The sequence below is a fragment of the Streptomyces sp. URMC 123 genome (assembly GCF_051386515.1).
GTDB lineage: Bacteria > Actinomycetota > Actinomycetes > Streptomycetales > Streptomycetaceae > Streptomyces.
In genome coordinates, this window is the sequence record NZ_JBPQTV010000145.1 from 1 (window position 1) to 15,431 (window position 15,431).

Annotated in this window: 12 protein-coding genes; 3 read left to right on the forward strand and 9 right to left on the reverse strand. The window is 72.6% G+C overall.

Annotated elements, in window-relative coordinates; genetic code table 11:
* The 8 genes from ACSNOD_RS17975 to ACSNOD_RS18010 form a co-directional block, all read right to left on the reverse strand.
* The coding region (locus ACSNOD_RS17975) for a condensation domain-containing protein (RefSeq protein WP_436767974.1) at positions 1-1,754 on the reverse strand (1,754 nt) is incomplete at its 3' end.
* A 127-nt stretch (positions 1,755-1,881) separates the two neighbouring features.
* Positions 1,882-5,166 carry a non-ribosomal peptide synthetase gene (locus ACSNOD_RS17980; protein WP_436767975.1) on the reverse strand — a complete coding sequence of 1,095 codons (3,285 nt, stop codon included), beginning with the start codon at positions 5,164-5,166 and terminating at the stop codon, positions 1,882-1,884.
* Positions 5,163-6,005, reverse strand: a complete 843-nt coding sequence (locus tag ACSNOD_RS17985) for a thioesterase II family protein (protein WP_436767976.1) — start codon at positions 6,003-6,005, stop codon at positions 5,163-5,165. Before ACSNOD_RS17985 ends, ACSNOD_RS17980 begins: the two co-directional genes overlap by 4 nt.
* A 64-nt stretch (positions 6,006-6,069) precedes the next feature.
* Positions 6,070-7,428, reverse strand: coding sequence for a lysine N(6)-hydroxylase/L-ornithine N(5)-oxygenase family protein (locus tag ACSNOD_RS17990; RefSeq protein WP_436767977.1), 1,359 nt, complete (start codon positions 7,426-7,428; stop codon positions 6,070-6,072).
* Between the two features lie 2 nt (positions 7,429-7,430).
* Positions 7,431-7,634, reverse strand: a complete 204-nt coding sequence (locus ACSNOD_RS17995) for an MbtH family protein (protein ID WP_436767978.1) — start codon at positions 7,632-7,634, stop codon at positions 7,431-7,433.
* A 22-nt stretch (positions 7,635-7,656) separates the two neighbouring features.
* Positions 7,657-7,899: a phosphopantetheine-binding protein gene (locus tag ACSNOD_RS18000; RefSeq protein WP_436767979.1), complete on the reverse strand. Its 243-nt coding sequence runs from the start codon at positions 7,897-7,899 to the stop codon at positions 7,657-7,659.
* A gap of 704 nt (positions 7,900-8,603) precedes the next feature.
* Positions 8,604-10,079, reverse strand: a complete 1,476-nt coding sequence (locus tag ACSNOD_RS18005; protein WP_436767980.1) for an MFS transporter — start codon at positions 10,077-10,079, stop codon at positions 8,604-8,606.
* A complete protein-coding gene (locus ACSNOD_RS18010) occupies positions 10,079-10,936 on the reverse strand; it encodes a siderophore-interacting protein (RefSeq protein ID WP_436767981.1) in 858 nt (285 codons plus the stop codon). Before ACSNOD_RS18010 ends, ACSNOD_RS18005 begins: the two co-directional genes overlap by 1 nt.
* Before the next feature lie 192 nt (positions 10,937-11,128).
* Between ACSNOD_RS18010 and ACSNOD_RS18015 the strand changes: the two genes are divergently transcribed.
* Entirely contained in the window at positions 11,129-11,737 is a 609-nt protein-coding gene (locus tag ACSNOD_RS18015; RefSeq protein ID WP_436767982.1) for a TetR/AcrR family transcriptional regulator, read from the forward strand.
* 131 nt (positions 11,738-11,868) lie between these two features.
* Here ACSNOD_RS18015 and ACSNOD_RS18020 read toward each other — a convergent pair whose 3' ends face one another.
* Positions 11,869-12,960, reverse strand: coding sequence for an ABC transporter substrate-binding protein (locus ACSNOD_RS18020; RefSeq protein ID WP_436767983.1), 1,092 nt, complete (start codon positions 12,958-12,960; stop codon positions 11,869-11,871).
* 115 nt (positions 12,961-13,075) lie between these two features.
* Between ACSNOD_RS18020 and ACSNOD_RS18025 the strand changes: the two genes are divergently transcribed.
* Positions 13,076-14,125: a FecCD family ABC transporter permease gene (locus ACSNOD_RS18025; protein WP_436767984.1), complete on the forward strand. Its 1,050-nt coding sequence runs from the start codon at positions 13,076-13,078 to the stop codon at positions 14,123-14,125.
* Positions 14,122-15,303: a FecCD family ABC transporter permease gene (locus ACSNOD_RS18030; protein WP_436767985.1), complete on the forward strand. Its 1,182-nt coding sequence runs from the start codon at positions 14,122-14,124 to the stop codon at positions 15,301-15,303. Before ACSNOD_RS18025 ends, ACSNOD_RS18030 begins: the two co-directional genes overlap by 4 nt.
* The last annotated feature ends 128 nt before the right edge of the window (positions 15,304-15,431 follow it).

Consider the following 15,431-nt stretch of genomic DNA (forward strand, 5'->3'; position numbering starts at 1 on the left):
CCCTGCCCCTGCCCCTGCCCCTGGCTCTCCCCCAGGACCGTTTCGCGCAGCGCGGAGGTGGTGAGCAGCAGCTTGGGGCGGGCGTCGGCGAGCATGTACGCGATGCGCCGCGCCGGGTACTCCGGGTCGATGGGCACATAGGCGCCGCCGGCCTTCTGGACGGCGAGGAGGGCGACCACGATGTCCAGGGAGCGCGGCAGGGCGAGGGCCACGATGTCCTCGGGCCCGACGCCCCGGTCGATCAGCCACCGGGCGAGGCGGTTGGCCCGCGCGTTCAGCTCGGCGAAGGTGAGGGAGGCGCCGTCGAAGACGAGGGCGGTGGCGTCGGGGCGGGCGGCGACCTGCTCGGCGAGGAGGTCGGGCAGGGTGCGCTCGGCCACGTCGAAGACGGCGCCGGTGCCGGCGGCGAGGACGGCGCCGCGCTCCGGCTCGCCGAGGATGTCCAGGCGCCCGACCGGCCGGTCCGGGTCGGTGAGCAGGGCGCGCAGCAGCCGCTCGAACCGCTCGCTCAGCGCGGTGGCCCGCTCGCGGTCGAGCACGGCCGGCTGGTACTCGAACGAGATGGTCAGTCGGCCGTGGACCAGCAGCGGCACCAGGGTGACGGGGTAGTGGGTGGCGTCCCGGTTGGCCAGGCCGCGCACCTGGAGGTCGTCGGCGCGCTGCGCCCGCTCCAGGCTCTCGGCGACGTCGGGGGCGTTCTCGAAGACGATGAGGGTGTCGAACAGCTCGCCCGTTCCGGCCAGCCGCTGGATGTCGGAGAGCCCGAGGTGGTGGTGGGGCTGCAGCCGGGCCTGCTCGTCCTGGAGGCGGGCGAGCAGCGCGGCCAGGGGCTCCTCGGGGCGCAGCCGGACGCGCACCGGCAGGGTGTTGATGAACAGCCCGATCATCGACTCGACGCCGGGCAGGTCGGCGGGGCGGCCGGAGACGGAGGCGCCGAAGACGACGTCGCGGCTGCCGGTGAGCCGGCCGAGCAGGATGGCCCACAGGCCCTGCACCACGGTGTTGAGGGTGACGCCCCGGGCGCGGGCCAGGTCGCTCAGGGCCGTGGTGGTGTCCTCGTCCAGGCGGAGGGCGACCACCTCGGGCGAGCGGGCGGTGCGGTCCCGGTCCGGCCCGTGGAGCAGGGTGGGGCCGGTCAGCCCGTCGAGCGCGGCCCGCCAGGCGTCCTCCGCCGGCTTGCGGTCCTGGCGGGCGAGCCAGGCGAGGTAGTCGCGGTAGCGGCGGGGGGCGGGCAGGCCGTCGGGGCGCCCGTCGCGGGCGTACAGCTGGACGAGTTCGCGCACCAGCAGGGGGACGGACCAGCCGTCGAGCAGGATGTGGTGGCTGTGCAGGACGAGGCGGTGCAGCCGGTCGTCGAGCCGGATCAGCCGGAACCGCAGCAGCGGCGGCTGGGCGAGGTCGAAGCGGTGCTGCCGGTCGGCGAGCAGCACCCGCTCCAGTTCCGCCTCCCGCTCCTCGGGGTCGAGCCCGCCGAGGTCGAGCTCCTGCCAGGGCAGGGTGACCTCCTTGGGGACGACCTGGACCGGCTGCGGCACGCCCTGGTTCCAGAATCCGGCGCGCAGATTCGGGTGACGGCGCAGCAGCTCCTCGGCGGAGCGCCGGAGCACCGCGGCGTCCAGCGGCCCGCTCAGCTCCAGGATGAGCTGCATGGTGTAGACGTCGTGCGCCTGCTCGTCGAAGAGGGCCTGGAACAGCAGCCCCTCCTGCAAGGGTGCGAGCGGCAGTACGTCCTCGATGCCCGACCGCTTACTCATCCGTTACTCCCCGTTCGCTTGCCTTGCGTGCCGTCCGCCGGTGGGGCGCCTGGCCGGCGCCCGTGGTTCACAGGTGTGACGCGTCGTTCACCACTGCGACGCGTGGTTCACCACTGCGACGCGTGGTTCACAGCTGCGACTCGATCTCGTCGAGAGTCAGGCTCTCGACCTCCAGAAAGACCTCCGCGGTCTCCTCCAGCCGCTCCGGGCCGCCCTCGCGGGCGACGAGTTCGCGGGCGAGGCCGGCGACCGTGGGGTGCGCGAACACCGAGCGCACGGTGAGGTCCTCGACGCCGAGCGCTTCCCGCAGCCGGCTGACGATCCTGGTGGCGAGGAGCGAGTCCCCGCCGAGGAGGTAGAAGTCCTCGTGCCGGCCGACGCGCCGGGCGCCGAGCACCTCGCGCCACACATGGGCGAGGGCCGTCTCCAGCGCCCCCTCGGGCTCGGCGTCGTCCGCGACCCGCCTCTCGGCGCCGGCGGCGCCGTCGTCCAGGGCGAGCAGGGCCCGCCGGTCGACCTTGCCGTTGCCGGTGAGCGGGAAGCGGTCCACGAACCGTACGGTCGCCGGGACCATGTGCTCGGGCAGCCGCTCGCGCAGGAAGGCGCGCAGCTCGTCCGCGGTGGGCAGGGGGTCGCCGGCCGTCTGGGCGAGCGGGGTGGCGTAGGCGGCCAGGCCGCGGTGGCCCCGCCCGTCCCGCCGCTCCACGGGGACGGCCACGGCGGCGGCGACGGCCGGGTGGGCGCCCAGGGCGCTCTCGATCTCCCCGGGTTCGATGCGCATGCCGCGGATCTTGACCTGGGAGTCGGCGCGGCCGACGAACTCGATGGTGCCGTCCGGGAGGAACCGGCCGAGGTCGCCGGTGCGGTAGAGCCGCTCGCCGGTGCGCGGGTGGCGCGGGAACGAGGCCGCGGTGCGCTCGGGGTCCTCCCAGTAGCCGAGGGCGACGCCGGGCCCGGCGCAGTACATCTCCCCGGGCACGCCGTCGGGGCAGTCGCGCAGCCCGTCGTTGAGGAGGTAGTAGCGGGTGTTGGCGATGGGCCGGCCGTAGGGGACGCTGCGCCACTGCGGGTCGACCTTCTCGACCGGGTACCAGATGTTCCACAGCGTGGTCTCGGTCGGCCCGCCCACGCTGACCACGCGCACGCCGTCGACGGAGCCGATCAGCTCCTCGGGCACGTACAGCGGTATCCAGTCGCCGCCGAGGGCCACCAGCCGCAGGGAGGTCAGCGGCCGCCGGGACTGGCGGACCTCCTCCAGCAGCATCTCCATCATGGCGGGCACCGAGTTCCAGAGGGTGACCCGGTGCTCGGCGACCAGCGCGGCCCAGTGGGCCGGGTCCTGGGCGCGGGCGGCCTCGGGGACGATCAGCGTGCCGCCGGCGCCGAGCACCCCGAAGATGTCGAACGTCGACATGTCGTGGTGGAGCGCGGTGACGGCCAGGGCCCGGTCGTCCTCGGTGACGTCGAACTCCTCGGCGGTGGCCAGCAGGCAGTTGACCATGCCGCGGTGCCCGATCATGGCGCCCTTGGGCTCGCCGGTGGAGCCGGAGGTGAACAGCACGTACGCCAGGTCGTCCGGTCCCTGCGCGGGCGGCAGCGGATCGCCGGACAGGGTGTCGTCGAGCTCCGTGTCGACCCGCAGCGCGGTGACGCCCTCGGGCCACTGCCGGGCGTCGTCGACCGCCGCCTGGGTGAGCACCAGCCGCACGCCGGTGCGCCGGAGGATGCCGTGGACGCGGGCGGCGGGCTGCCCGGGGTCGATCGGCACGTAGGGGGCGCCGGAGAAGAGCACGCCGTAGGCGGCCGCGATCTGCTCCCAGCCCTTCTCCATGACGATGGCGACCGGCTGGTTGACGGCCGCGCCGTGCTCCCGGAGCCAGTGGCCGATGCGGTTGGCGCGGGTGTACAGCTCGGCGTAGGTGAGGGTGGTGTCCGGCGCGACGACGGCCGGCCGGTCGGGGCGGGCGGCGACCTGCCGCTCGAACAGGCTCTGTACGAGGATCTCCGGCACCGGCCGCCGCGGTCCCGCGACCCCGGGGCGGATGGCGTCGCCGGCGTCGGCCGGGGCGGTGGCCCGCCAGGCGCTCTCGTCGGCCTCCAGGCGCTCCAGCAGGCTCCAGAAGGCCCCGAACATCCGGTCCATCAGGCCGGGCGGGAAGAGCTCGTCGACCGCGTCCCAGTTGACGAACAGCTCGCCGTCGTGCTCGTCGATCTGCACGTCGAGGTAGACCTGGGGCGTCTGGGAGATGGTGTAGAGCTCCTCCAGGTGCCCGCCGAGGAGGGGCTTCTCGCCGCCGCGCAGCCCGATGGTGCTGGTGAGCACGACGGGCATGAGGGCCCGGTGGAAGCCGCCCTGGGCCCGGACCAGTTCGCGCAGCAGGTCCACGCCGCTGACGTGCTGGTGCTCCAGGTCCTGCCAGCCCTGGCGCTGGATGCGCGCGGCGCGCTCCTGGAAGGTGTCGTGGCCGCGGTTGTCCACCTCCAGGAGGGAGAAGGAGGCGAACTCGCCGAGGATGCGGTCGGCCTGGGGGTGCAGCGGCAGCCGGTTCATCCGCGGCACGTTCAGGGTGAAGTGGGCGCTGCCGCTCCACAGGGCCAGGACCTCGGCGAAGGCGGCGAGGGACAGGCCGGTGGGGGTGAGCCCGGCGTGCGCGGCGCGGAGCTTGAGCCGGCTCCAGCGCTCGGCGTCCATCCGGCCGCGGCGGCCCACGAAGGTGGGGTGGGAGACCTCGGAGGGGTCCTTGACCAGGGGCAGCCGGGGCGAGGGCGGCAGGGTCTCCAGCCGGCGGGTCCAGTACTCCAGCGACGCCCGGTACCGGTCGGTGTCCCGGACCGTGGCCTCCGCGAGCACATAGTCGCGGAAGGTGAGCTCCAGTTCGGGCAGCTCGGCCTCCGGGTTCTCGTAGAGCGCGGACAGCTCGCCCAGCAGCAGCTTCCAGCTGAGGTAGTCCAGGATCAGCGCGTCGAAGTCGATGTGCACGCGCAGCCGCTCGTCGGTCAGCCGGCACAGCACGATCCCGAACAGATAGAGGCCGTTGGCGGGCTGCACCCGGTGCGACATGCGCGCCCGGACCTCGTCCAGCGTGGCGCGCACCGTCTCCTCGGAGGCGCTGCGCAGGTCGATGACCTCGATGGGCGGCGGCGGGACCTCGGCCCGGATGCGCTGCTCGCCGCGCTCGGCGTCGATGGCCAGCCGCAGGATGTCGTGGCGGGCCATCAGCCGCTGCCAGGCGGCGGTGAACCGGGGGATGTCGAGCCGGCCCTCGAACTCGTAGTAGGCGTGGGTGGAGACGTTGCCGAGTTCGAACAGGTCGGTCCGGCCCAGCAGATACGCCTGCTGGGTGTCGGTGAGCGGGAACGGCTCGTGGCGCGCGTCGGGGTCGTGGACCAACCTCGGGAGGTCGATGCTCACCGTGGAATCACCTTTTCTTCGGGGGCTTCTTCGGGGGAGCCGGCCGCGTCGGCGGCGCGCCGGTCGGACAGCTGCCGGAGGGTGGCGGACACCCGGGCGATCACCTCGGCCTGCCGCGGGATCAGGTAGAAGTGGCCGCCGGGGAAGGTCTCGAAGGCGAACCGGCCCCGGCCGGTCTCCCGCCAGGCCCGTACGTCGCCGGCGTCGAGGGTGGCGTCCTCGGCGCCCATCAGGGCCGTGATGTCGAAGGGCAGGGCGGGGCCCGGGTGCGCCCGGTAGCTCTCGATCAGCCGGTAGTCGTTGCGCACCGGCGGCAGGATGTACGGCCACATGGCCCGGTCCTCCAGCAGCGAGGCGTCGCTGCCGCCGAAGGACGTGAGGAGGGCGACGATCTCGTGGTCGGGGCGCAGGTGGGTCATCTCCCCGGGCGGGATCACCGGCTGGCGGTGCGGTGCCATGCGCCCGGAGACGAACAGGTGCCGCACCGCGTCGGGGCGGTGCAGGGCGAGCCGGCGGGCCACCTCGTACGCGACGGAGGCGCCCATGCTGTGTCCGAAGAGGACCAGGGGGACGCTCAGCCGTGGCAGCAGCGCCTCCGCAACGGCCCCGGCGAGGGCGCTCATCCGGTCGATGAACGGTTCCTCGACCCGGTTCTCGCGGCCCGGGTACTGGACGGCCCACAGCTCGCAGTCCTCGGGCAGCCGGGCCGCCCAGGACGTGAAGAAGCTGGCGGAGCCGCCGGCGTGCGGGAAGCACACCAGCCGGTGGCGGGGCACCGTACGGCAGCCCAGGGACCTGATCCACGGGGTGGCCGCGGTCGCTGACGGGAGGAACGTCACTGTGAAGCACACACCTTCGCTCTGCGCGGGGCCCGGCCGGGGGCCGGGCCGGCCGACTCTCCGGTCAGGCCCGGCCGGTGGGGACGGCCCGCCCGTCGCGGGGGCTGTAGCCGTCGTGGTCCGGCTTGGGCACGGTGGCGGCGAGGGAGCGGACGATCTCCCCGGCGCGTACGGCCGTGTTGGACAGCAGGTTGGACGCGATGCCGTGGGTGTGCTCGGTGGCTCCCTGGAGGTAGATGCCGGCGGCCACCGACTCGTCGGTCGCCACCCGGTAGTCCCGCTCCACCCGCACCCGGTCGCCCTCGTCGGTGCGGCAGTACGGGGCCGTGGCGCCGAGGGTGTGCAGCACGTCCAGCGGCCGGTAGCCGGTGGCGTAGACGAGGTAGTCGGTGTCGAGGAAGGAGCGCTCCCCGGTGGGCAGCGACTCCAGGGTGAGCCGCACGGAGGCGTCGGAGGGGCGGACCTCCAGGACCCGGGAGAGGTTGTGCACCCGCAGGCGCTCCTCGCCGTGCACCTTCTCCTGGTACACCCGGCGGTACAGCTCGTCGATGAGCTCCAGGTCCACCACGGAGTAGTTGGTGCCGCGGTGGTAGTCGAGCATCATCCGCTTGATGTCCTCGGGGGCCTGGAAGAAGCGGTCCACGGCGTCCGGGTCGAAGATGCGGTTGACGAAGGAGCTGTCGTCGGCCGGGGCGTAGCCGTAGCGGGCGAACACGGCGTTGACGGTGGCCGTCGGGTAGCGGCGGTGGAGGTACTCCACGGTCTCCGCGGCGCTCTGACCGGCGCCGACGACCGTGAAGCTGCCGGGCGAGCCGGCCGGCAGCCGCTCGAGCCGGCCGAGCAGGTCGTGGTTGTGCCAGACCCGCTCGGTGAGCTGGGCGCCGGGCGGCAGATTGGGCTGGAGGCCGCCGGCGAGCACGATGTTGCGGGTCCTGCGGACGACGACCTCGTCGGGGCCCGCGCCGGACCGGGCCACCACGTCGAAGTACGCGATCTCGCCATCGAGTTCGACCGGGCGGACGTCGATGACCTCGTGGCCGTAGTGCACCAGCGGCTCGAAGCTGCGGGCCGCCCATTCGAGGTAGTCGTGGAACTCCACGCGGGAGGGGTAGAGCACCTTGTGGTTGATGAAGTCGGCGAGCCGACCCTTGTGGTGGAGATACGCCAGAAAGCTGAACTCGCTGGTGGGGTCGCGCATGGTGACGAGGTCCTTCATGAAGGACACCTGCATGGTCGCGTCGTCCAGCAGCATGCCGCGGTGCCAGCCGAAGGAGGGCTGCTTCTCGAAGTGGCAACTGGTGAGCGCGTCCTCTGCCGGCACATTGCGGTTGTGTTCCGCAAGGGCCACCGCGAGGGCGAGATTGGAAGGGCCGAAACCTATTCCGACGACGTCCAGGACTTCGGTGTTCCGGGCAGTGGGCATCGTTATTCCCCGTTCCTGAGGCTGGCGGGGCGCATGTCCGTCCACTGCGCCTCGATGTATTGGACACTGGTCTCGCGGTCACCGGGTCCCCATTCGACCGACCAGCCGTCCGGCACTTCGATGAATTCCGGCCACAGCGAATACTGCCCCTCGGAATTCACCAGGACGAGAAATGCGGAATCGTCGCTCTCGAATGGATGGGACACACCGACTCCTTAAAGGAAGGGCTCAATGGGCGGCCGGGGCACCGAGCAGTTCTGACCAGTTCCGCACGGTGGGTTCCTTCGCGAGATCGACGTAGGAAATTTCGACCCCGTTCTCCCGCCAGCGCGCGGAAAGGGTCATCATGCGGATCGAGTCGAGCCCGAGGGCCAGCAGATTGTCGTCGACTCCGATGTCCGAAACCGATCGGTCCAGGATCTCGGCGACATCGGCCCTGATCGTCTCGGCGGTCATCGGGGCACGGTCCATCACGGTCGTCATCTCCTCGGGTGGGCGCCACTGCAGGGCCGCGCGGGTACGACGGCACGCCGGAGGGCGGCACGGCGGGACCCGCCGGCAGGGCGCGAGGGGGGGCCGCGCCGAACACGACGCGGGCATGTCAGGTGGCAACGGGCGCCCGGCCACGGCGGAGCGCGCGATACTTTTCGGCCACGAAAAAGGGTGAGAACAGCGAACAGCCGAGCTCATTGAAATCAGCCGTGCGAGGAGAGCCGGAGCGCTCGATCCCCGGACCGCGTCACCAGCCGGCGGGCACCGCTGAGAAATCGCGGAGACAGGTTACAGGCTGCCGCATCTGCCCATGCAGCCCGATGGAGACTTCGCCACAACGTTCACGAAGACTTCATTACATATGAATTTCGTACAACAAAAAACAACTGACATCCCCCGTAACACCTACCCATTCCTTTCGCCACAGTTGCTCTGAAGCACCCGGACGCGGCAAATCTAACAAGGCCAGCCTTAGTTCAACAACAAATCCAGAGTGTGTCCCACATCACATTACTTTACGCATATAGCTACTGCCCGGCGGCGTTCCGCTTAGGTTCCGCATCGGTGCAGGTGAACAATGCCGCGAGCGCTGTGGAGGCCGCGCCCGGCGACCACGCTCCGTAGACGAACGAGGGCGGAGCCGTGAGCAACGGCCCCGCCCCCGCACTCGACGCGCCCGTGACTCAGGAGGCGGATGTGGTGGGCACCGACTCCACATCGCCCTCCGCGGCCAGCGGAACGGGGGCTTCCTTCTCCCGGCCCGGCAGCACGAGCGCCAGCACCGCGGCCAGCACCAGCAGACCCGCCCCGGCCAGCAGCGCCATGCCGTATCCGCCGGTCAGCGCCTCCAGCGGGGTGTCCCCGCCCTCGGTCATCGAGGCGGTGCGGCTGGTGGCCACGCTCACCGTGATCGCCAGCCCCAGCGAACCGCCCACCTGCTGGGCGCTGTTGAGGATTCCGGACGCCATGCCCGCGTCCGCGGCCGGCACCCCGGAGGTGGCCGAGGCGGCCAGCGGCACCACACAGGCGCCGATGCCCAGGCTGGTCACCAGGGACGGCCCGAGGATCGTGGCCAGGAACGTGCCGTCCGTGCCGATCATGCTGAACCAGAACAGACCCAGCGCGCCGACCAGCGCGCCCGCCGTGACCAACACCCGGGGGCCGGTGCGCACATACAGCCGGCTGGCGGTCATGGCGGCCACGATGAACCCCACGCAGAACGGCACGAAGGCCACACCGGTCAGCGCCGGGCTGTAGTGCAGCACCTGCTGGAGGTAGAGCGAGACGAAGTAGAAGCTGGCGAACTGGCCGGAGGCCAGCAGCAGCATCGTCAGATTCGCGCCGCTCACCGTGCGGTGGGCGAACAGCCCCAGCCGCACCAGGGGGTTGCGCGCGCCCTTCGCCTCGTAGAGCACGAAGCCGACCAGCAGCACCACGGCCGCGCCCAGCATGCCCAGCGTCAGCGGCGAGGTCCAGGAGTCCTCGCCGGTGAGGACCACGCCGTACACCAGCGCCGCCAGACCGGTCGTCGCCAGCAGCGCGCCGCCGACGTCGAGCCGGCTGCGCCGCTCGGGCCTGCCGTCGGGCACCGTCCGGCCGGCCACGGCCGCCAGCACCACGACCGGCACGTTGATCAGCAGCACCCAGCGCCAGTCGAGGTACTCGGTCAGCACACCGCCGATCAGCACACCGGCCGCGCCGCCCGCCGAACCCGCCGCGCTCCACATGCCCAGCGCCTTGCCGCGCATCGCCCCGGCGGGGAAGCACGTGGTGACGATGGTCAGCGCGGCCGGCGCCAGGATCGCGGCGCCGAGCCCCTGCACGGCGCGGGCGATCACCAGCTGGGAGGGCGACTGGGCCAGGCCGCCAGCGAGGCTGGCCACGCCGAACAGCCCCAGGCCCCACCAGAGCACCAGCCGGCGGCCGTAGAGGTCCGCGATCCGGCCACCGAGCAGCAGACAGCCGCCGAAGACCAGGGTGTAGGCGTTCACCACCCAGAGCAGGCCCGCCTCGCTGAAGCCGAGGTCCTCCCGCATGGCCGCGAGGGCCACGTTCACCACCGAGGCGTCCAGCGTCACCATGAACTGGACCGCCACCACCACGGCCAGTACCCAGCCGTAGCGCACGGCGCCCTCGGACGCCGTTCCGTTCTCCCGCATCACTCGTCCCTCTCCTCGGCGGCGTACTCCACGCCCTCCGCCTCGACCCATTGCTCGACCGTCATCCCGTGCCGCCAGTAGCCGGAGGCGTCCAGGGCCTCGCGGCCCAGTCCGCGCTCGTCCCGCAGATGGCGGCGTATCGCGCGCACCACGCCCGCCTCGCCCGCGACCCACGCGTGCACCACGCCGCCCGGCCACTCGACGGAGCGCACGGCGCGCTCCAGCGGGGTCGGCGCGCGCCAGCCGGCGGCGCCGCGGTGCACCCACGTCACGTCCACACCCGGACCGGCGTCCAGGGGCTGCTCCTCCTCCGGGCCGGCGACCTCGACGATCACCCGTGCCCGGGCGCCCGGCGTCAGCCGCTCCACGATCGTGGCGATGGCCGGCAGGGCGGTCTCGTCACCCGCTATGAGGTGGGCGTCGGCCGCGGCGGAGGGGGTGTAGCCACCGGCGGGCCCCGCTATGCCGAGCAGGTCGCCCGGCCGGGCGCGGCGCGCCCACTCGCAGGCCCGGCCGGCGCCGTGGATGACGAAGTCCAGGTCCAGTTCGAGCGTGTCGGGGTCGAAGCGCCGCACGGTGTAGTTGCGGGCGTGCGGCGGCTGAGCCCCCTCGGGGTAGCGCAGCCCGGTGGGCCCTATCTCGGGCAGCACCGGCGCCCGCTCCCCCGGCGCGGGGAAGAACAGCTTGACCCGCTCGTCGGCGCACCGGCCGGCGGCGAAGCCGCGCAGGCTCTCGCCGCCCACCCGCAGCCGGAGCATGCGCGGGGTCAGCGCGGTGACCCTCAGCAGCGGAGCCAGATAGGTCTCGATCCCGGCTCGCATGGGCCGGCTGCGCACATTGCCGTCGGCTCGCCTCATCGGCGGCTACCTCTTTCCCGTGTTCTACGGTCGCTGAGCGAGAGTTACCATACACGTATAAAAAAGCTATCCTCAAGCGGCCGCGGCAGCCACCTGGGCCGTCGCGCACAGAGAGAGGGCAGGACACTGGCCAGGAACACAACGGAGCGTCCGAAGAGGGGGCGGCCGCCGAGGCTGTCGCGCGAGCACATCGTGGCGGCGGCGTACGAGATCATCCTCAAGGAGGGCGCGGAGAACCTGACGATGCGCAGACTCGCGTCGGCGCTCGACAGCACCGCCATGGCCGTCTACCACCACGTACGGGACAAGGACGAGCTCCTGGCGCTCGTCCTGGAGCACGTCGCGCAGAATCTGCCACGCCCGCCGCTCCCGGACGATCCGCGGGAGCGGCTGCTGGTGGTCTGCGGGCTGATGCACCGCGCGTTCGTGGACAACCCGTGGGTCGTCCCGATCGTGGCGCGCGGCGAGCTGGTGGGCATGTCGGCGGTGTGGATGACCGAGGAGATCCTCGGCGCGCTGATCGACTACGGGCTCAGCCGCGAGCAGGCGTTCTGGACCCACCAGACGATCTGGTACTACACGGCGGGGCAGGTGCTGTGCACCCCGCCGCAGCCCCTGCGCGGGGGCGGCCCGGACGCGCCGCACTACCCGGAGGCGGCCGCCGCCGAGGAACTGGAGGCGTACCCCCATGTGAGCAGCTTCGCGGGAGCCTCCCGGAAGCTGGAGGCCGAATACGCCTATGAGCAGGGCATTCGGCACATCCTCGACGGCGCGCTGAACGGGGAGCGGCGCGCGGGCTGACGCGGCGGGGCGGGCGCGGCGTCAGGGTCGGGCGGCGCCCGCCGGGCGGCAGGCGACCGGCCGGCCGAGCGGCCCCGCGACATCGGAGCACCGCGACACCGCGGCACCGGAGCACCGCGGCACCTACGACCTCAGGTGAGCTTCTTCGCCTTCTCCACCCCCTCGGCGAGCCTCTCGATGAGCGGGGCGTAGCCCGCGTAGCTGAACTGCGCCTCGTTGTTCCAGGCCACCACCTGGCCCGCCTTGACGGCCGGGAGCTCCCGCCAGGTGGGCTTGGAGGAGGTCAGCTCGGGGAGCTGGAGGTTGTTGGCCCGCTGGTCGAGGAAGATCACGTCGGCGGGGTAGGTGTCGGCGTTCTCCCAGCTGAGCTTCTCCCAGAAGCCGGCCGCTCCCGGGTTCCGGGGGCTGATGAACTCGACCCCGAGCTCCTTGTAGTAGCGGGTGTCGGGGAAGATGTCCGGCACCCCCGCGGAGAACGCGTCCGCCTGGGCGGCGGCGGCGAGGACCTTCAGCCCGCCCTTCGCCTTCGCCGCCCGGCGCAGTCTCTCCGCGGCCGCCTCGAAGCGGGCCTTGGCCTCGGTGACCTTCGCCGCCTTGAGGTCCGCGCCGAGCGACTCGGCCAGCGCGGCGTACCGCTGCACCGCCGTCAGCAGCGAGACTCCGGCGGTCTTGATGCCGACGCTCGGCGCGAAGCCGAGGATCTTCTCCGAGCTCTCCTCGGGGATCGACCAGAGCGCGGGCGGCTGGTTCACATTGCTGACCAGCAGGTCGGGCCGGAGCCCCGCGTACTTCTCGATGTTGAACTGCCCGGTGACGGAGCCGACCGAGGTCAGCTTCGCCAGGTCCAGGCTGCCCGCCTGCGGGGTGGGGCGGCCGTCCTTGAACTGCGAGGAGCCGAAGATGCCCACGCAGGAGACGCCGAGGTCGTGCAGCGCCGCCGCGGAGGCGACATAGGCGACGACCCGCTGCGGGGTCCGGTCCGCCTTGGCGGTGACCCCCCGGTCGTCCTGGAAGCTCCAGGCCTTGGAGTCCTTGCCCCCGCCGCCGGAGGAGTCGCCGTCGCCGCAGGCGCTCAGCAGCACACCGGCCCCCAGGGCCCCGCCGGCGGCGAGCAGCCCCCTGCGCGTCAGCGCGGAGCCGCCGCCCGCCGCCCGGAAGGCCGACCGGGAGCCGCTCCGTATCGAGTCGTCACGCCAGGACTCGTCCTGGGCTCGTAAGCGCATGGGGGCCGTCATCGTGCCTCGCTCTCATCACGGCCCCCCGGGGCTTCAAACACCGCACACCGGGGGGTAGTTTACGCGTATAGCTGTGACAATGAGGTTAGGCTAACCTACCTGAATGTTATTGAACAGGCCGGTTACCACAGAGGCCGCGCCCGCGCCCGCGGCGAGCCGACGACGCGAAGCCCCGCGTACCGTCGGCCTGTTGGCCTCATGCGCCGTACTTCTGCTGATCGTCGTCCTCAGTCTGGCCGTCGGATCGCGGTCCATGCCGCTCGATCAGGTCTGGCACGGACTCTTCCACAACACCGGCACCGCGAACGACGTGGTTGTCAGCCAAGTCCGGGTGCCGCGTACGTTCCTGGGGCTGCTGGCCGGCGCCGCGCTGGGCCTGGCCGGTGCGGTCATGCAGGCGCTGACCCGCAACCCGCTGGCCGATCCGGGGCTGCTCGGCATCAACGCGGGCGCCGCCGCGGCCGTCGTCACCGCGATCAGCTTCCTCGGCGTCACCTCGCTCACCGGGTACGTGTGGTTCGCCTTCCTGGGCGCGGGGGGCTGCGCGGTGCTCGTCTATCTGATCGGCGGCAGCCGCTCGGCCACCCCGGTGCGGCTGGCGCTCGCCGGCACGGCCGTCAGCGCGGCCCTCTTCGGGTACATCAACTCCGTACAGCTGATGGACTCGACCGCGCTGGACAAGCTGCGCTTCTGGACGGTCGGGTCGCTGGCCTCCGCCGACTCCGCGGTGGTGGTCCGGGTGGCGCCCTTCCTCCTCGTCGGCATGGTGCTCGCGCTCGCCCTGGCGCGGCCGCTGAACGCCGTCGCGCTCGGCGACGACACGGCGCGGGCGCTCGGCGCGAACCTCACCAGGACCCGGGCGGCGGCGGTGGTCGCCATCACCCTGCTGTGCGGCGGCGCCACCGCCGCCTGTGGGCCGATCGTCTTCGTCGGGCTGATGATCCCGCACATCGTGCGCGCCTTCACCGGCCCGGATCTGCGCTGGCTGCTCCCGTACTCGGCCGTGCTCGCCGCCGTGCTGCTGCTGGGCGCCGACCTCATCGGCCGGCTCGTGGTGCGGCCCGCGGAGCTCCAGGTCGGCATCGTCACGGCGCTGCTCGGCGGAGTGCTCTTCATCCATCTCGTGCGACGCCGGAAGGTGGCCCAGCTGTGAAGACCACATCCTCCGATGCGGCAATGGACGGCGCGTCCCGCGCCGGGGCGGGAGCCGCGTCCCGCGCCGGGGCGGGAGCCGCGTCCCGCGCCGGGGCGGGGGCCGCGTCCCCGGGCGGAGGGAAGGCGGCGTCCCGTGCCGGGGTGCGGGGCGCCGTGGTGCGGCCGGGCGGCGGGCTGTCCCTCCGGGTCGACCTGAGGGCGCTGGCGGTCTGCCTGGTGCTGACCGCCGTCGCGATCGTCGCCACCATCGCGCTGCTGGGCAGCGGCGACTATCCCATCGCCCCGCTGGACGTGGCCCGCGCGCTGGTGGGCGCCGGCAGCCCCGCGGACACCACCATCGTCAACGAGCTGCGGCTGCCCCGCGGGCTCACCGCGCTGCTGGTCGGCACCGCGCTCGGGCTGGCCGGCGCGGTGTTCCAGAGCATCGCCCGCAACCCCCTGGGCAGCCCCGACGTGGTGGGCTTCGGCCAGGGCTCGGCGACCGGCGCGCTCTGCGTCATCGTGCTGTTCCACGGCAGCGCGGCGGCGGTCGCGGTCGGCGCGGTGGCCGGCGGGCTGCTGACCGGGCTGCTGGTGTACGCGCTCGCCTGGCGACAGGGCGTCCACGGCTACCGGCTCGTCCTGGTCGGCATCGGCACGGCCGCGGTGCTCACGGCGGGCAACGGCTACCTCCTCACCGAGGCGGAGTTCACCGACGCCGCCCGCGCCGTCATGTGGCTGACCGGCTCCCTCAACGGCCGGGGCTGGGACGACGTATGGCCGCTGGTCGGCGCGTGCGCGCTGCTGCTGCCGGTGATCCTCGCCCATGGGCGCCGGCTGGCCATGATGGAGCTGGGCGACGACGCGGCGTACGCGCTCGGGGTGCCGGTCGAGCGCACCCGGCTGGTGCTGCTGGGCACGGCGACCCTGCTCACCGCGGCGGCGACGGCGGCGGCCGGGCCGATCGGCTTCGTCGCGCTGGCGGCGCCGCAGCTCGCCCGGCGGCTGACCCGCTCCAGTGGGCCGCAGCTGCTGCCGGCCGCGTGCATGGGCGCGACCCTGCTCATCACCGCCGACTGGGCCGCGCAGCGGCTCTTCGGCGCCGACCGGCTGCCCGTGGGCGCGGTGACGGGGATGCTCGGCGGCGCGTATCTGGTGTGGCTGCTGGTCAGCGAGCGGCGGGCGGGGCGGATATGAGCGGCGGCACGCAAGTGAACATCGATCTGTCGAAGAGCAACGGCCTTCACGAGAGCGGCGAGGCGGCACGCATGGACACGCGAGAGCACGGACCGGTCATCGACGAGCGGACGGGGGCGGGGGCGACG